Genomic DNA, 17514 nt, shown 5'->3' on the forward strand with positions numbered 1-17514 from the left:
GGAAGCAGCTAGCGGAGGCGTATTCCATGTCGTCTGGATCCAGCAGGGCGGATCTTTTGAGTTCAGAGCATTTCGCGGATGAATTCATCGCGAATTACTACGAGCACCTCGCCCAGGAGGATGCGGAGAACTACAGCCCGGAGGTGCTCCAGCAGCGGGCTTACGCGCACCGGGAGCTGGCCCTGCACCGCGCGGAGGGACAGCCGGCAGTAAGCGTCCTCGATGAAGAGAACTGCAGCGTGGTCATGATCGTCACTGACGATATGCCGTTTCTGGTGGATTCCGTCACGGCCGAAATCGTGCGCCAGGGGGTGGCCATCCGGATGGTCACCCACCCCACCTTCGTGGCCACCCGCGACCGCGCGAGCCACGAGCTGGTCAACCTGAAGCGGGTTCCGGCGTGGGCCGGGATCTCCAGCGGGGATACCGCCGCGATGCCGAATCTGGCGGAATACGTGGCCGGCCAAGGCAACGCCACGTTTACTGAATCGTGGATTGCCGTGGAAACGGAGAAGGTCGGCAGCGCGGAGAAGGCCGAAGAGCTCGTCGCCGGCCTGCTCAGGATCCTCGAGGACGTGCGCGTATCGGTCGAGGACTGGCCGGCGATGCGCCGCAAGGTACACGAAATCGCCGATTCGCTCGAGTCCGTCGTGGGCGCCGAGCAGATCCCGGACCTGCACGAGGCCAAGGCGCTGCTTGACTGGCTGGACGCCGGCAACTTCACCTTCCTGGGCTACCGCGAGTACGATCTGGTAACCCAGGACGGCGAGGACGTGCTGGTGGCCCGCGAAGGCAGCGGCCTGGGCATTATGCGTCAGCTGCCGGCCGGCCGGCAGGTCCAGCACCTCACCGAGGCCGGCCGGGCCAAGGCGCGGGAAAAGCGCGCACTGGTACTGACCAAGGCCAATTCCCGCTCCACCGTCCACCGCGCCGCGTACCTGGACTACATCGGCGTCAAACGTTTCGACGCCCAGGGCAATGTCGACGGCGAACGCCGCTTCATCGGCCTGTTTGCCACCAGTGCCTACAACACCTCGGTCCATTCGGTGCCGATCGTGCGCAAGAAGGTCGAGGAGGCGCTGCGCCGCTGCGGCTTCCCGCCGAATTCGCATTCAGGCAAGGACCTGCTTTCGATCCTGGAAACGTATCCGCGGGACGAGATTTTCCAGATGGAGGCGGAGGAACTGGCTGAGACCGCCCTGGCCATCCTGCGGCTGCAGGAGCGCCGGCGCACCCGGCTGTTCCTGCGCCAGGACGTCTACGGCCGGTTCGTCTCCGCGCTGGTCTTCCTGCCCCGCGACAGGTTCAATACGGCGGTGCGCCTGCGGATCGAGGACGAACTGCGCCGCACCTTCAATCCGCAGGCCATCGACTATGAGACACGGCTGACCGAATCCGCGCTGGCCCGGCTGTTCTTCCGCATCCGGCTGCCGCGCGGGGCCAAGATCGCCCAAGTGGATACTGCCAGCCTGGAGCGCCGGCTGGCGGACGCCGCCCGGTCCTGGGGCGAGGGCATCACCAAGGTGATCCACAGCAAGTACAGCGGCGAGCGCGCCGAGCGGCTGGCCCGGCGCTGGATGGAGGCCTTCCCTGCCACGTACCGGGTGGACTTCGAGGTCGAGGACGCGCTGGAGGACATCGAGCGGTTCGAAAGCTTCGCCACCGGAGGCGGGGCCGCCCCGATCATCCGGGTCTACATTCCCCACGGGGCCGACGGCCTGGCCGAGGACGCCCGGCTCAAGCTCTATCTGACCGAGCCGAAGTCGCTCAGCCAGATCCTGCCGGTGCTGCAGAACATGGGCCTGGAGGTGCTCGACGAGCGCCCCTTCGAGGTCACTACCGCCGATGGCGCCGGATTCTTCCTGTACGACCTGGGCCTGAAGTACCCCGAGCAGGTGGCGCCAGAGGCCACCGGGGAGCTGCTCGAGGCGGCCTTCTCCGCCGTGGACACCGGGCAGAGCGAGTCGGATGGCTTCGACCGGCTGATCCTGCGCGAGCGCATCGACTGGCGGCAGGTGGCGGTACTGCGCAGTTACGCCAAATACATGATCCAGCTCGGGCACGCCAGCTCCTATGGCTTCATCGCCGACACGCTGCTGGCCAACCCCGGGGTGACCCACTCGCTGCTGAAGCTGTTCAATGTCAGCTTCCATCCGGACCTGTCCGCCGATACCCGGCCGGCGCAGATAGCCCAGGCCCGGGCCGAACTGGACGCCGGCCTGCAGGCGGTGCCGACGCTGGATGCCGACCGGGCGCTGCGCACTTTGGCCAATATCGTCGAGGCCACGCTGCGCACCAATTATTTCCAGCACAAGCCGTACATGAGCTTCAAGCTCAGCCCCGGGCGGATCGAGGGCATGCCTTTCCCGCGGCCGAAGTACGAGATTTGGGTCTACTCGCCGCAGGTCGAGGGTGTGCACCTGCGCTTTGGTGAGGTTGCCCGCGGCGGCCTGCGCTGGTCGGACCGGCGCGAGGACTTCCGCACCGAAATCCTGGGCCTAGTCAAGGCCCAGACAGTCAAGAACGCCGTCATTGTCCCGACCGGGGCCAAGGGCGGGTTCTTCGCCAAGCAGCTGCCCGATCCTGCAGCGGACCGGGCAGCGTGGCTGGCGGAGGGGCAGGCCAGCTACCGGACCTTCATCCGCGGGCTGCTGGATATTACCGACAATCTGGTCCGCACCGAGGGCGGCCGGCAGGTGGTACCGCCGCCCCGGGTCATCCGGTACGACGGCGACGATCCGTACATGGTCGTGGCAGCGGACAAAGGCACGGCAAGCTTTTCCGACATCGCCAACGAGATTTCGCAGGAATACCGCCACTGGCTCGGGGACGCCTTCGCTTCCGGCGGCTCAGTCGGGTACGACCACAAGGCCATGGGCATCACCGCCCGCGGAGCCTGGGAGTCGGTGAAGCGCCACTTCAGCGAACTTGGCGTGGACACCCAGACCGAGGATTTCACCGTGGCCGGCATCGGCGACATGAGCGGGGATGTTTTCGGCAACGGCATGCTGCTTTCGGAACACATCCGGCTGGTGGCGGCCTTCGACCACCGGCACATCTTCCTGGACCCGGATCCGGACCCTGCCGTCTCCTATCGCGAGCGCCAACGCCTGTTCGAGCTGCCCCGGTCATCCTGGGCCGACTACGACCAGTCGCTGATCAGCCCCGGCGGGGGTGTGTATTCCCGGACAGTCAAATCCATTCCGCTCTCGCCCCGGGTGCGCCAGGTGCTCGGCCTGGATCCCTCGGTGGAGGCGATGAGCCCGCCGGAACTGCTGCGGGCCATCCTGCAGGCACCGGTGGACCTGCTCTACAACGGCGGCATCGGCACCTACGTCAAGGCCTCGACCGAAACCAACGCCGAAGTGGGCGACAAGGCCAACGACGCCATCCGGATCGACGGCAGGATGCTGCGGGCCAAGGTGGTTGCCGAGGGCGGAAACCTGGGCTTGACCCAGCGCGGACGTATCGAGGCGGCACTGAACGGCGTGATTCTCAATACCGACGCGATCGACAACTCCGCCGGCGTCGACTGCTCCGACCACGAAGTAAATATCAAGATCCTGCTGGACCAGCTGGTGGCCGCGGGCAAGTTCCCGGCCTCCGAGCGCGCCCAGCTGCTGGAGTCCATGACGGACGAGGTAGCCCGGCTCGTCCTGGCCGACAACGTGGACCAGAACGTGCTGCTGCTCAACGACCGCCAAGGCGTCATCGACTGGAGCCCCAGCTACGAACGTCTGATGGACTCGCTGGAGGCCCGGGGCGAACTGGACCGGGAGCTGGAGGCGCTGCCGGATACGGCCCAGTTGCGCGAGCGGATCGCCGCCGGCCAGGGCCTGACCTCGCCGGAGCTGGCGGTGCTGGCGGCCTATGCGAAGATCGAGCTGACCCGGGCGCTGACCAACAGCAGCCTGGCGGATGATCCGTACTTCGACAAGGTGCTGCGCGGATACTTCCCCAGGCCGCTGGTGGAGCGTTTCGGCGACGAACTGCACCAGCATCCGCTGCGCCGGGAGATCATCGCCACCGTGGTGGCCAACGACATGATCAACATGGGCGGCATCACCTTTGTCTACCGGGCGATCGAGGAAACGTCGGTCTCCGCAGAGACCATTGCCCGGGCCTTCGTGGCATTGCGCGAAATCTACGAGCTGGACCGGTTCATGCAGGCGCTCATCGAGCTGCCGGCCAGCTTCCCGACAAAGGTGTGGACCACCGTCAACCTGGACATGCGCCGGCTGCTGGACCGGGCCGTGCGCTGGTTCGCCAACCATGTCGGCCACGGCACCACGGTCTCGGAGAGCATCGCCACCTTCAAGCCACTGATCGATCCGCTGCGGACGCGCCTGGTGAACTACCTGCGCGGCGACGACCTCGCCCGGGTCCGCGAGTGGCTGGCCACGGCCGAGGGCTGGGGGCTGCCGGACGCGCTCGCCCACACCTGGGCCGAGCAGTTCGAAAGTTTTGGCCTGCTCGACGTGGCCCGCATCGCGGCGCGCATCGAGGAGCCGGTGAACCACGTGGCCCACGTGTACTACACGGTCTACGACCGGTTCGAGGTGGACTCGCTGCTGGTGCGCATCACCAACCTCCCGCGCGCTGACCGCTGGCAATCCCTGGCCCGCGCCGCCATGCGTGATGATCTGTACCAAACCATCACGGACATCACGACGGCGGTCATGCACTCGACCCTGCCCAGCCTGCCGGCCGAGGACCGGCTGCACCAGTGGGAAAGTGCGAACGCCGAAAGCATCGAGCGGGCCAGCAATATGCTGGAGGAAGTCAACAAACTGGATCAGGACGACATGGCCTCGTTGTCCGTTGCACTTCGCCTGATGCGCTCGATCGTTCGGAGGTAATTTGGCCATCTTCACGGACCCCATCAAGGACTACGCGGAGTTCGGGCCCGGGGATGCCGAGTGGCTCCACCTGCTCGTGGGCGACTGGCAGCTGATTGCCGACCTGGCGTTCGCGGACCTGGCCCTGTGGTTCCCGACCCCGGACGGCAGCTACATTGCCTTGGCCCATGTCCGCCCGTCCACCACCCACACGGTGTTCCACACTGATTTCGTCGGGGAGCGGATCCGGGCGGACCTGAAGCCGCTGGTGGACCTGGCCCGGCAGACCCAGACCATCGAACGGTCGCGTGAAACCAACTGGACCACCGAAATGGCCATGCGGGTCGAAGCGGTGCCGATGGTGCGCAACGGGCGGACCCTGGCGGTGATCACCTCGCACATGGATCTGTCCAGTTCGCGCATGCCTTCGCGGCTGGAGCTGACTTACCGGCAGTGTGCCTACGACCTGCTGCACATGGGCACGCTGGGGCTTTGGCCGGACTTCGCCTCGCCGACAGGTTCCCGGCGCGGGGCCCCGCGGGTGGGCGACGGGCTGATCCGGCTGGATGCCGAAGGCATCGTGCAGTATGCCAGCCCCAACGGCGTCTCGGCCTTCCGCCGGCTGGGCGACGTCGAGTCACTCGAAGGGCGCTCGCTGGCCGAAGTCACCACCGGCCTGCTCAGGGACCGGCGGATGGTGGACGAGACCTTGCCGCTGGTGGTTACCGGGCGCATGCCGTGGCGTACGGAAATCGAATCGCGCGGCGTCAGCCTGTCCCTGCGGGCCATCCCGCTGCGCAACGAGACCGAACGCTTCGGTGCCCTGGTCTTGTGCCGGGACGTCTCCGAGCTGCGGCGGCGCGAGATGGAACTGGTCTCCAAGGACGCCACGATCCGTGAAATCCACCACCGGGTGAAGAACAACCTGCAGACGGTGGCGGCGCTGCTGCGGATGCAGTCCCGGCGGATGGTCAGCGAGGAGGCCAAGCAGGGGCTCGAGCAGGCCATGCGCCGCGTGGCGACCATCGCCCTGGTGCACGAAACCCTCTCCCAGGGGCTGGCCCAGAATGTCGACTTTGACGAACTGATCAGCCGCCAGTTCCGGCTCTCGGCGGAGGTGGCCTCGCCCTCGCGGAAAGTGCGCACCGAACGCAGCGGGGAGTTCGGGGAGCTGCCCAGCGAGTTCGCCACCCCGCTGGCGTTGGTCATCAACGAGCTGGTGACCAACGCGGTGGAACACGGGCTGCACGACCGCAAGGGCACCGTGTGGCTGACCGCCAACCGGAAGCGGCGTGATGACAAGGCCGAGATCCTCAACGTCTGCGTGGCCGACGACGGCGTGGGGCTGCCGGAGGAGAACCGCAGCGAGGGCCTGGGTCTGCAAATCGTCAGGACCCTGGTGACCAGCGAACTGGGCGGACGTATTGACTGGAAGCCGCGGGAGGGCGGCGGCACCCGGGTGGACATCAGCCTGGTTCTCGACCATCCGCCTGCTTAGGGGTGGAGCCGGCCGTGTCCGGAAATGCCGAAGGCCGCCGCCGGAATCCGGCAGCGGCCTTCGCGGGCTGGGTGCCGCGCATGGCTGGGAGCAGTTGCGCCCGGTCAGGAGGCGCGGCGGGCGCGGGCGGCGCGGCGCTTGAGGGCGCGGCGCTCATCTTCGCTCATGCCGCCCCAGACGCCGGCGTCCTGCCCGGACTCAAGGGCCCACTGCAGGCAGGTGTCGATCACCGGGCAGCGCCGGCAAACGCTCTTGGCCTCCTCGATTTGAAGCAAGGCTGGGCCGGTGTTTCCCACCGGGAAAAACAGCTCCGGGTCCTTGTCGAGGCATGCGGCGCGGCTACGCCAATCCATCTGATCACTTACTCCTTTTGAGGACGCGGCCCGGTCGAACGATTGTGAAGATATTCACGAGCGGGCTCATAGTAAAGGGGGCTGCACAGGCCCCCGGTGGATTCAGAAACCAGCGTTTCATGTTAAATCTGTGTAAACAAGGGCTGCTGCGGACTTAATGGCCCGTAACCGTGAGTCATTCATCACACGGGCCTTCCGGGGTCCGCCGGGCGCGGCGGAGAGGGCCGGCGGCCCGTGCGCCCGGCCGCCGGGGCGGCTGCAAATCGACTATCTAAGGTAGGGTACCGGTGTGTCAATACCTTCACCCGGTTCCGGTCCTGCAAAGCGCCCGGTCGCCGTCACTGTGATTTCCTTGGCAGTGGTTTTCGAGGCGCTGCTGCTGCTGGGCGCGGCGGCATGGTTCGTCGCCGGCCTGGTGACCCAGCAGCCAGTCTCCCTGGCCGGGACGGTATTCCAGCTGGTCCTGATTCTGCTCTTTGCCGTGTGGCTGCTGGCGGTGGGCCATTTCCTCTTCCGTGGCTACCGCTGGACACGCGCGGCCGCCGTTGTCTGGCAGGTCTTCATGATTGTCGTGGCCGTTCCGACGTTGAATGCCGGACAGGTGGTGCTGGGCCTGGTCCTGCTCGTACCGGCCGTGCTGGTTGCGGCCCTGATCTTCGGCAGGCCGGTTACGGAGTTCCTGGTCAAGGGGCCGGCTCCACGCGCACTGTAGCGCCATGGCACCAGCCGGGGCCGGCCGGTTCAGCTGCACAGGGCGACCTGCAGCGCTGTTATCCGGCCATGTTCGACCCGGTAGCACCGGCCGGGCGGGGCCCATCCGGCCTCCAACCGCGCTCCGAAGAAGTGTCCGTCCGCCGGTGACCTGGGAGAAAGCACCAAGCCCCAGGGAGCGCCCCGTGCCTGCAGGGCCAGCGGCACCTGCTGCAGCAGGTTTGCCTCCGGCACGGCGGTGAGGACGGCCGCTGCCCCGTCCGCCCCGAGCCCGCCCAGCCGCCGGTGTGTTTCCGCTCCAAGGCAGTGCGCATCGTCCACGAGCAGGACCGTACGCGGGCCGGCACCGGGCAGTTGTTCCCAGTAGTCCTGCGGCAGGCAGCCGGCTCCGGGCCGGCGGACATCGCAGTCCGCGCCGAGCCGTTCGGCCAGCAGCCCGAGAAGATTGCTTTTGCCACTGCCGCTGCCGCCCAGGACGAGGTGCACCGTACCGGGACGCAGTGGCAGCACGGAGGGCTGCAGCTCATCGCCCTCCACTCCGATCACCGGATCCGCGCCCGGTCCCGCCGTTCGGGCCGGGGCGGCGGCCGGCAGGGCCGAGACCGGCACCAACCGGGGGAGGGCCTCGATCCGGAAGGGCCGCTCCACCGGCGGTACCGGTGCCGGAAGCCGTTCCGGCATGCTGGCCAGCTGGGCCACGGCATCGCGTCCGCCGCAGATCCGGCCCTGGACCAGTGCCCGGCCCAGTACCGGGTCCATCGGAGGAAGGCGCGGCCAGGACAGCTGTGCTTCCGGAGTGGAGCCGGCCGGAAGGAAGCATCTGTTGGGGACCAGCCCGAAGAACCTGGCGGCGGCCAGGTCCCGGTCCCCGGCCAGCAGCAGGCTGACCGCGGTGGTGCCTCCGTCGCGGGCGATGTCCTGCAGGCACTCTTCGGCCCAGGCGAGCCGGCCGCTGCGGAAGCCGGAAAGCCACCGCCCCCAGCCGCTGACCACCAGTACCAGCGGCACCGGCGGCCGCGCCCGAGGTGCCGCCGCATCCGCAGCCAAAGACGGTGCAGCCGGTGCCGCCGCGCCGAGCCGTCCGGCCGTTTCCGCGGCGAGCCGGCGCAGCACCCGGGCACCGCGCGCGGTTTCGCGCGGGCCCGCATAGGCGCCGGTCCGGCCTGCTCCCGCCAGCAGGCCCAGGGAGCCGTCGCCGTCCAGCACATAGCAGTGCCGTTCGGTGCCATCGGCCAGCAGGCCCGACCCCAGCCACTGGAGCACCTCGCGTGCTCCGCCGGTCTCCGCACCGAGCAGGCATAAATGTCCGTCCCGTTCGGGTGCCCAGTACAGCCGCACCTGCCGCTGTTCGTCCGGCAGGTCCAGCAGCCCGAGGAAGACGCCGCACCCCTCGGGCCCGGCACCGCCCGGTGATGCCGCGTCGAGCTTGTGCGGCAGGGGCGGCGTCAGGACCGGGCCGGGCTGCGCGGACCGGGCAGCGGCCGCACGGGCCTGCCCGGCCAGTTCCGCGATCCAGTCCCGTTCCGGCATCCCCGGCGGGGCAGGAACGGACGGGGCGGCAGCTGGTGTCAGCCAGTCGGCGAGGGTCTGCACGGCCGGGCAGCCGGTCCGCGGCTGGTCCCGCTCCGCAGCGGCGGACTGGAACAGGACCGGGGCAGCCCCGGCAATCCGCAGGTAGGCCCGGCCCGGGGTGTCCGCACCGATTCCGGCCGCCGCGGGCGTCCCCCGGGACGTCGGAGGACTCCAGACCGTTCTGGACCCGCAGGGCGATGGCTGCGTTCACATTGGCCCGGATATCCGAGGACACCGCACCTTGGGGGCGCTGCGTGGCCATGACCAGGTGCAGGCCCAACGACCGGCCGAGGGCGGCAAGGCGCATCAGTTCGGGCACCGCGTCCGGCACCGCGTCGACCAGCATCCGGAATTCGTCGACCACCACCAGCAGCCGGGGCAGCGTTCCGGCGCCGCAGTCCGCGATGTCCCTGGCGCCCAGGCCGGCCAGGATGTTCTCGCGGCGCCGGACTTCGGCCTTCAGCCAGCGCAGCGACCGGCCGACATTCTCCACCGAGAGGTCGGTGAGCAGGCCGACGGTATGCGGAAGGTCGGCGAGCGGCCCCAGACCTGCGCCGCCCTTGAAATCCACCAACAGGAAGCCTGCCTGCAGCGGCGAGTAGTTGGCGGCAATGCCCAGCACCAGGCTGCGGAGCAGCTCCGACTTCCCCGAGCCCGTGGTCCCGGCGACGAGCAGGTGGGGGCCATTGGCCGCCAGATCCAGGGACAGTGGTCCTCCCGCTGCCCAGCCAATCACCGCCGCCAGCCCTCGCCGGTGCCTGTTCTGCCGCCAGCGTTCGCCGATGCCGGTGCCGGACAGCGATTTCTCCAGTGGAAACCGTGCCGGGATGTCCCCGGCATCCTCTATGCTTCGGCAGCCGTCCGCTGCGGCCAGCCGTGCGAAGCGGTCCAGCGTGTCGGCAGCGACCAGATCGGCTGTGAACCGGCGGCGCTGCCTTCCCTGCGTGAGCACCGCACCCCCGGGCTCCAGGCTGAGCATTGCCGGTGGCACCGGGGCGGCCTCCGCGGCGGACTGCCGGCCCGAGGGCCCCGAGGGGGAGGGGGCCGCCGGCGGGACAGGAGCCGGCGGGCTGGCCGAGCCGTGGAGGAACCGGATGACGGCCGGCGCGCCCTCGGGTCCCGGCGGAACCGGCAGCGCCGCGGCACTGCCGGTCAGCAGCAGCACGGTGCTCCCGCTCAGGCGGCTCCGGATGATGGCCGGCAGTTGCCCGCCGGCGGCAAGTTCGACGCCCGGTATGAACCGGGCACCGGCCGGCAGCCGTTCCGCCTCGCCGCAGCAGACGACCCGGAGCGCTGCGTCCATGGCCCGCCGGCCCAGCTGCAGCAGGCAGCTGCGGAGCAGCCCGTCCAGGTCGCTGCCGCTGCCGCTGACCACAAGCTCGCGGGCCTCCTGCAGATCGACCAGGACCGGGGCCTGCGCCAGCGTCGGCGGTTCCTGGCCGCCGGCACCGCCAGGCAGGGCAATGTTTGCCGGCTGGTCCGCGGTGCCCAGCCGCAGCCACAGGTGGCCCGGTGGCAGCAGGGGCCGGGACCGGGCACCTCGGCTGGCTCCAGCAGGCCGTAGAGCAGCCGGGCGGCATCCGGTGCCGCACTGTTGCGCCGTTCCTGGTCCGCGGCCGCGGCCGCGGCGACGGCGGTGCGCCAGGTCTGTCGCTGCTTCCGGCCCGCCGCGTAGGGGATGACCGCCGCAGCCATGGATACTGTGCTGAAGGCCAGGAAGAACCACATGCCGGTCACCACGGCGAGCACCAGCCCGGCTGCCAGCGGCAGCCCTGCCACGAGCAGCGCTGTCCGGCCCCGGGCCTCCGGCGGCCGGGCCCGGATTTCCACCGGTTCGGCCAGATCCGTGTCGGGCGTGAACGCTCCCAGGTGCTCGTTGCCGACCAGCAGCCGGAGCCGGGAGCTGCCGGCCAGCACGACCGTTCCGGAAGCCAGTTCCGTGTGCCCGGTCCGCCGGCCAGCGACCAGAAGTCCGTTGGCCGATCCGGCGTCCCGGAGCCGCACGGACTCCCCGGTGACCTCGAGCAGCGCGTGCCTGCGGGAGAGGAGCGGATCGTCGATGCCCAGGTCCAGGCTGCGCCGGCCCAGCACGTGGCGGCCACGGCGCAGCCCAAAGATCCGGCCCGCATCCGGACCGCCGGTGACGGCCAGGGCAAGGACCGGCCGTCCGGGCCGGGATTCCCGCGGGCTGTCCGGTCCGGCAGCCCCGCAGACGATGACGGCGCCGTCGACCAGCGGTGCGGTGCCTGGGACCAGGGCCCGCAGCGGCAGCCCGCCGACGGTCAGCGGCACAGCGTCCTCGGGGTCATCCTGGCCGGGACCTGGCCCGCTGGCTGCGGCGGCCAACCGTTCATGCAGCCAGCGGGCCAGGTCCGCCGAGGTGCATTGTTCCTCGTCCACCACGAGCTCGGCGTGGGCGGCGGCCCACGCCGCGGCCGCCGGCGGCAGCCCCGGGGCGGCGGCCAGGGACAGATGGAGCGGCACCTGGGCTCCCTTCGCCTTTGATCTGGTTCGGGCCTCTGTTCCGGGACTTTAGGCGGGCCCTGCCGCAGGCGCAGCCCGGGCCGGTTTGCCTGTGGATAAGCCGGCCCTGTGGACGACGGTAGGTCCTGCTCCGATCGCTGGCGGTAACCTAGGTGGTGGCCGCTGCGCCCGGATGTCTCCGGCGCGGCCCGGATGTCCCTGCCCCACGTTGAGAAAAGGTCCCCTACCAGGTGAAGATCGCTGTCATTGCCCTCGGCAAGATCGGGCTGCCGCTGGCGGTCCAGTTTGCGTCCAAGGGACACGAGGTCATCGGCGTCGATGTCAATCCCGCCGTCGTCGAGCAGGTCAACGCCGCGGTGGAGCCGTTCCCGGGCGAGGCCGGCCTGCAGGAAAAGCTGGCGGAGCTGGTTCCGGCCGGCAGGCTGCGGGCCACCACCGACTATGCCGAGGCCGTTCCCGGAGCCGGCGCCGTGGTGCTGGTAGTGCCGCTGTTCGTCGACGCCGAGGCCCGCCCGGACTTCGGCTGGATGGACGCGGCCACGGCGGAGCTGGCCCGGCACCTGACTCCGGGCACGCTGGTGTCCTACGAGACCACGCTGCCGGTGGGCACCACGCGCACCCGGTTCACGCCTATGCTCGAAGCGGGCTCGGGTCTAACCGAGGGGAGCGATTTCCATGTGGTTTTCTCCCCGGAACGGGTGCTGACCGGGCGCGTGTTCGCCGACCTGCGCAAGTACCCGAAGCTCATCGGCGGCCTGTCGCCGGCCGGGGCCGCGGCGGCGAAGGCGTTCTACGAAGCGGTGCTGGACTTCGACGAGCGGCCGGATCTGGCCCGTCCCAATGGTGTCTGGGACCTCGGCTCGGCCGAGGCCTCCGAACTGGCCAAGCTGGCCGAGACCACCTACCGCGACGTGAACATCGGCCTGGCCAACCAGTTCGCCCGCTACGCGGCGACCGCCGGGATCGACATCTACCAGGTGATCGAGGCATCCAACTCGCAGCCTTACAGCCACATCCACCAGCCAGGCATCGCCGTGGGCGGCCACTGCATCCCCGTGTATCCGCGGCTCTACCTGTGGAACGACCCGGAGGCGTCAGTGGTGCGGGCCGCCCGCGAGGCCAATGCCGGCATGCCCGACTACACCATCGGCCTGCTCGAAGGCGCCTACGGGGATCTGTCCGGGGCCCGCGTCGTGGTGCTCGGGGCAGCTTACCGCGGGGGAGTGAAGGAGACGGCGTTTTCCGGGGTGTTCGGTGCCGTGGCAGCGCTCGAGGCCCGCGGGGCCGTCGCGCTGGTGCACGACCCGCTCTTTTCCGATGCCGAGCTGAAGGCGCTGGGGTTCGTGCCCTACCAGCTAGGCGAGCCGGCCAACGCCGCCGTCGTCCAGGCCGACCACGCCGAATACCGGCAGCTGGGACCGGCGGATCTGCCGGGGATCAAGGCCTTCATCGATGGCCGGAGGGTCAGCTCGGCCGAACGCTGGCCGGGTACGACCTACCGGGTGATCGGCAAGCCCTGAACGTCCGGAAGGGTCACCTGAAGGGACCATCCGGCAGGACAATACCGAGAGGAACGTACTTCATTGAGCTTCATCGCTGATTCGGCCGATGTGTCGGAGCGGGCGCGCCTGGGCGAAGGCACGAAAATCTGGCATTTGGCCCAGGTCCGCGAGGACGCCGTCCTCGGGGCCAACTGCATCGTCGGCCGCGGTGCCTACGTGGGCACCGGCGTGCAGATCGGGGAGAACACCAAAATCCAGAACTATGCGCTCGTTTACGAGCCGGCGCGCCTGGGCCGCGGCGTGTTTATCGGCCCGGCGGTGGTGCTGACCAATGACACCTACCCGCGCTCGGTCTCCCCGGACGGCACGCTCAAGAGCGCCGAGGACTGGACCCCGGTGGGAGTCACGGTCGAGGACGGTGCCTCCATCGGGGCCCGCGCGGTCTGCGTCGCGCCGGTGCGGATCGGCCGCTGGGCCACCGTGGCAGCCGGCGCCGTGGTGACCAAGGACGTACCCGACTTCGCGCTGGTGGCCGGTGTCCCGGCCCGGCGGATCGGCTGGGTCGGCGAGGCCGGGCAGCCGCTGGCCGACGACGGCGGGGGCAGGTTCAGCTGCCCGGCCACCGGACGTACCTATATCGAAGAGCACGGCGCCCTGCGCGCCGAAGGCCGCGCAACTGACAGGGAGCAGGCATGAGCAAGGACTTCATTCCGGCGGCCAGGCCGATCATCGGTGAGGAGGAGCGGGCAGCGGTCGACGCCGTGCTGGCCTCGGGCATGCTCGCCCAAGGCAGCGAGGTGGCGGCCTTCGAACAGGAGTTCTCCGCCGAACTGCTCGACGGCCGCCACGCCGTGGCGGTCAACTCCGGCACCTCCGGCCTGCACCTGGGCCTGCTGGCGGCAGGCATCGGACCCGGCGACGAGGTCATCGTGCCCTCCTTCACCTTTGCCGCCACCGCGAATTCGGTGGCGCTGACCGGAGCCACCCCGGTCTTCGCGGACATCGAGCCGCAGCATTACTGCCTGGACCCGGCCTCGGTGGCGGCCGCCGTCACGGACCGGACCCGGGCCATCATGCCGGTGCACCTGTACGGGCACCCGGCCGACCTGGACGCCCTCGGCGCGCTCGCCGCCGGGCGCGGGCTGCAGCTGTTCGAGGACGCCGCGCAGGCCCACGGGGCCTCGCTCAACGGCCGGCCCGCCGGCACCTTCGGCGAATTCGCCATGTTCAGCCTGTACCCGACCAAGAACATGACCTCCGGCGAGGGCGGCATGGTGTCGACCGCGGACGACGCCGTCGCGCGCCGGCTGCGCCTGCTGCGCAACCAGGGCATGGAGCGCCAGTACGAGAACGAGCTGGTCGGGTTCAACGCGCGCATGACCAACCTGCATGCGGCCATCGGCCGGGTGCAGCTGCGCAAGCTTGCCGGCTGGACCGCCGCCCGGCAGGCCAACGCGGCGTTCCTGAGCGCCCACCTCGAGGGCGTAGCCACACCGTCGGTGGCCGCCGGGGCCGTCCACGTCTACCACCAGTACACGATCCGCGTCGCGGCCGGAGAGCGGGACCGCTTCGCCGCGGCGCTGAAGGACGAGTACAGCATTGGCTCCGGGGTGTACTACCCGGTGCCGAACCACCGCCTGCCCTCCTTCAACCGCAGCATCGACCTTCCCCACACCGAGTCCGCGGCCCGGGAGGTCCTGTCCCTGCCGGTGCACCCCTCGCTGGACGCCGAGGACCTGGACCGGATCGTCACCGCCGTGAACGCCCTCGCCAAGGCGGGTGCCTGAACCGTGGCACCGGCAGGGGCACCGGCCGGCGGCCCGGGACAGGGGAACCTCCTGCGCGCCGGCCTGATCGGACTGGGCATGATGGGCCGGCACCACGCCCGGGTGCTGCGCGAAACCCCCGGGTTCCAGCTGGTGGCTGTCGCCGACGCCTACGGGGATCCGCACGGCGCCGCCGGCCCGCTGCCGGTGCTCGGCAGCGTGCAGGAACTGATCGCCGAGGGCATCGACGTCGCGGTCTGCGCGGTGCCCACCGGGCTGCACGAGGAAGTGGGCCTGGCCCTGGCCGACGCCGGCATCCACACCTTGGTCGAGAAGCCGATCGCCGCCAGTGTCGAGGCCGGCCTGCGCCTGGTCGAGGCCTTCGAATCCCGCGGACTGGTCGGGGCGGTCGGACACATCGAACGCTACAATCCCGCGCTGCAGTCCCTGCGTGCCCGGCTCGCCGCCGGGGACCTGGGGCGCGTCTACCAGATCGCCACCCGCCGGCAGGGTCCGTTTCCGGCGAGGATTGCCGACGTGGGGGTGATCAAGGACCTGGGCACCCACGACATCGACCTGAGCGCCTGGCTGGCGCAGAGCACCTACGAGTCCGTCGACGCCCGGACCACCTTCCAGTCAGGCCGCGAGCACGAGGATATGGTTGCCGCCACCGGGCGGCTGGCCAACGGGATCATCACCAGCCATCTGGTGAACTGGCTCTCGCCGATGAAGGAACGCGTCACCGTGGTTACCGGCGAGAAGGGCGCGTTCGTGGCCGACACCCTGACCGCCGACCTGACCTTGTTCGAAAACGGCACGGTCACCACCCAGTGGGATTCGGTGGCCAACTTCCGCGGCGTCTCCGAAGGCAACGTCACCCGGCTGGCCATTGCCAAGCCCGAACCGCTGCGGGTTGAACACGAGGCCTTCCGCGACGCGGTCCTGGCCGCCCGCGGGCAGCTGCAGTCCGCGGCCGCGCCGCACGTGGGCGTGGTGAGCATGCGCGAGGGCCTGCAGACGCTGCGCGTGGCCGAAGCCATGATCGCCTCGGCCCGCGAAGGCCGCACCGTCCGGCTCGACGCCGGCAGCTGAACCGGCGGGACAGTACGTGCGCATCCTCGTTGCCACCCGCATCTATGCCCCGGAAGCCGGCGCCGCCGCCTACCGGCTGGCCGCAACGGTCCGCGCGCTGCGCCGGGCCGGGCACGACGTCGAAGTCCTGACCACCCGCGTGCCCGGCACGCCCGGCTCCGCCGACGGGATCAGCCGCTGGCCGGTACTGCGCGACAGGTCCGGAGCCGTCCGCGGTTACGTGCAGTACGCCAGCTTCGACATCCCGCTCATCTTCCGCCTGCTCGCCCGGCGCCGGTTCGATGCCGTGCTGGTGGAACCGCCGCCGACTACCGGTGCGGCCGTGGCGCTGGCCTGCGCGCTGCGCCGGCGGCCGTACATCTATTTCGCCGCCGACGTCACCTCCAATGCCGCGGCCGGCATCGGCGTGCATCCGCTGGTGGTCGCCGTGCTGCGCGCTGCGGAGAAACGGATTCTGGCCCGCGCGGCGGCGGTGCTGAGCATCTCCGCCGGGGTGAGCGCGGCCGTCCGGGAACTGACCGCGGGCCGGGCGAGAGTGGCCGAGGTCGGGACCGGCATCGACACCGGCACCTTTTCCCGGTCCGGCCCGGCGGCTCCGGCTGGACCGGTGTTCGTCTATGCGGGCACGATGTCCGAAATCCAGGGCGCCGGCGTGTTCGTGGACGCCTTCCTGCAGATCATGCACCGGGTTCCGCAGGCCCGGCTGCAGATGTACGGGCAAGGCGTGGAACTGCCCGCGCTGCGGCGCCGGGCGGCCGCAGCCGGGGACCGGATCCGTTTCATGGGAGTGGCCGGCGGCGCCGAGATCGCGCGCGTGCTGCGCGGGGCGGCGGCCGGCCTGGCCTCGGTCCGCCCCGGGCGCGGCTACGATTTCGCCTTCGCCACCAAGGCCCTGGTCAGCCTCAGCTGCGGCACCCCGGTGATCTACGCCGGCGTCGGACCGCTGCGCACGCTGGTGGCCGAGCACGGCCTGGGCCACAGCGTGGACTGGGACGCCGGCCAGGTGGCCGAGGCCATGCTGGCCGTGCTCCGGCAGCCGGCGGGCGAGGCGGAGCGGGAACGCCTGGCACAGTGGGTCCAGGCCAACTACTCGCTGGACAGCGTCGGAAGCCGGGCAGCGGCCGCCATCGGCTCGGCCGCCGGCCAGGCGCCGCCGGCCGGATAGCGGCCTCCACGCACGGACCGCCCGCGTACACCTGCAGGTGTACGCGGGCGGTTCCTATGCGCCGGGAAGGCGGCGGAGGGTGGCTAGAGGCTGCCGGTGGTGAACGTCCAGCTGGTGGTGGTCAGCCGGTTGCCCGCCAGATCCCGGATGGCGGTGGTGCCGCCGGTGAGCGTGACCGTGTACCTGGTGTTGGCCGCCAGGGTCACGCCCGGGTTAAGGATCCACTGGTTGGTGGTGCCGTTGCGGGTGACCGCAGAGGACACGACCGCTCCGGTCGCGGTGTTCCGGATCGTGAAGGTCGAGGCCGAGACACCCTGCACCGCCTCGCTGAAGGTGGCGGTGATGTTGTTGCCCCGCCGGACTCCGGTCGCGTTGGCGGCCGGCGTGCGGGTCGTGACCGTCGGAGCCGGTCCGGTGGTGAAGGACCAGCTGGTGCTGGCCAGCGGATTGCCTGCCAGGTCCCGGATCGCCGTTGTGCCGCCGGTCAGGGTGGCGGTGTACCTGGTGTCCGCGGCCAGGTTGGCGCTCGGGTT

At 70.1% G+C, this 17514-nt stretch carries 12 protein-coding genes and 1 pseudogene; 8 read left to right on the top strand and 5 right to left on the bottom strand.

The features are described 5' to 3' along the window. The first annotated feature begins 26 nt into the window (after positions 1-26). Both HGG74_RS04585 and HGG74_RS04590 read left to right on the top strand, forming a co-directional pair. Entirely contained in the window at positions 27-4859 is a 4833-nt protein-coding gene (locus HGG74_RS04585) for an NAD-glutamate dehydrogenase (RefSeq protein ID WP_168485138.1), read from the top strand. 1 nt (position 4860) lies between these two features. After that, entirely contained in the window at positions 4861-6336 is a 1476-nt protein-coding gene (locus tag HGG74_RS04590; RefSeq protein ID WP_168485139.1) for a sensor histidine kinase, read from the top strand. A gap of 104 nt (positions 6337-6440) precedes the next feature. On the opposite strand, the gene HGG74_RS04595 is transcribed toward HGG74_RS04590, so the two are convergent. Further along, complete coding sequence (locus HGG74_RS04595; protein ID WP_026818945.1) at positions 6441-6689, bottom strand: WhiB family transcriptional regulator; 249 nt, start codon at positions 6687-6689, stop codon at positions 6441-6443. A 358-nt stretch (positions 6690-7047) separates the two neighbouring features. On the opposite strand from HGG74_RS04595, the gene HGG74_RS04600 reads away from it, so the two are divergent. After that, positions 7048-7401 (top strand): hypothetical protein, encoded by a 354-nt coding sequence (locus HGG74_RS04600; protein WP_168485211.1) that lies wholly within the window; start codon positions 7048-7050, stop codon positions 7399-7401. A 29-nt stretch (positions 7402-7430) separates the two neighbouring features. Here the strand turns inward: HGG74_RS04600 and HGG74_RS04605 are convergent, their stop codons facing one another. The 3 genes and pseudogenes from HGG74_RS04605 to HGG74_RS04615 form a co-directional block, all read right to left on the bottom strand. Then, positions 7431-8993 carry a hypothetical protein gene (locus HGG74_RS04605; protein ID WP_168485140.1) on the bottom strand — a complete coding sequence of 521 codons (1563 nt, stop codon included), beginning with the start codon at positions 8991-8993 and terminating at the stop codon, positions 7431-7433. A 166-nt stretch (positions 8994-9159) separates the two neighbouring features. Next, positions 9160-9951 (bottom strand): annotated as a pseudogene (locus tag HGG74_RS22230) (FtsK/SpoIIIE domain-containing protein); the annotation flags it as partial. A gap of 197 nt (positions 9952-10148) precedes the next feature. Then, entirely contained in the window at positions 10149-11456 is a 1308-nt protein-coding gene (locus tag HGG74_RS04615; protein WP_168485141.1) for an FHA domain-containing protein, read from the bottom strand. 230 nt (positions 11457-11686) lie between these two features. Here HGG74_RS04615 and HGG74_RS04620 point away from each other — a divergent pair, with 230 nt between their 5' ends. From HGG74_RS04620 to HGG74_RS04640, 5 genes are all read left to right on the top strand, one after another. Then, positions 11687-12976: a nucleotide sugar dehydrogenase gene (locus HGG74_RS04620; protein WP_168485142.1), complete on the top strand. Its 1290-nt coding sequence runs from the start codon at positions 11687-11689 to the stop codon at positions 12974-12976. Positions 12977-13039: 63 nt separating this feature from the next. Next, on the top strand, positions 13040-13654 hold the full coding sequence (locus HGG74_RS04625) for an acyltransferase (RefSeq protein WP_168485143.1): 615 nt from the start codon (positions 13040-13042) through the stop codon (positions 13652-13654). Beyond that, positions 13651-14745 (top strand): DegT/DnrJ/EryC1/StrS family aminotransferase, encoded by a 1095-nt coding sequence (locus HGG74_RS04630; RefSeq protein ID WP_168485144.1) that lies wholly within the window; start codon positions 13651-13653, stop codon positions 14743-14745. The genes HGG74_RS04625 and HGG74_RS04630 overlap by 4 nt, the downstream gene beginning before the upstream one ends. A gap of 3 nt (positions 14746-14748) precedes the next feature. Beyond that, positions 14749-15816, top strand: coding sequence for a Gfo/Idh/MocA family protein (locus tag HGG74_RS04635; RefSeq protein WP_312856736.1), 1068 nt, complete (start codon positions 14749-14751; stop codon positions 15814-15816). A gap of 16 nt (positions 15817-15832) precedes the next feature. Beyond that, positions 15833-16981, top strand: a complete 1149-nt coding sequence (locus tag HGG74_RS04640) for a glycosyltransferase (RefSeq protein WP_168485145.1) — start codon at positions 15833-15835, stop codon at positions 16979-16981. 83 nt (positions 16982-17064) lie between these two features. Here the strand turns inward: HGG74_RS04640 and HGG74_RS21365 are convergent. After that, the coding region (locus HGG74_RS21365) for an Ig-like domain-containing domain (protein ID WP_246262615.1) at positions 17065-17514 on the bottom strand (450 nt) is incomplete at its 5' end.

The sequence above is a fragment of the Arthrobacter mobilis genome, from assembly GCF_012395835.1.
Taxonomy (GTDB): domain Bacteria; phylum Actinomycetota; class Actinomycetes; order Actinomycetales; family Micrococcaceae; genus Crystallibacter; species Crystallibacter mobilis.

Bases quoted from the DNA above. Each gene is read 5' to 3' on its own strand.
- HGG74_RS04585 (WP_168485138.1), top strand. From the start codon at position 27: ATGTCGTCTGGATCCAGCAGGGCGGATCTTTTGAGTTCAGAGCATTTC.
- HGG74_RS04595 (WP_026818945.1), bottom strand. From the start codon at position 6,689: ATGGATTGGCGTAGCCGCGCCGCATGCCTCGACAAGGACCCGGAGCTG.
- HGG74_RS04630 (WP_168485144.1), top strand. From the start codon at position 13,651: ATGAGCAAGGACTTCATTCCGGCGGCCAGGCCGATCATCGGTGAGGAG.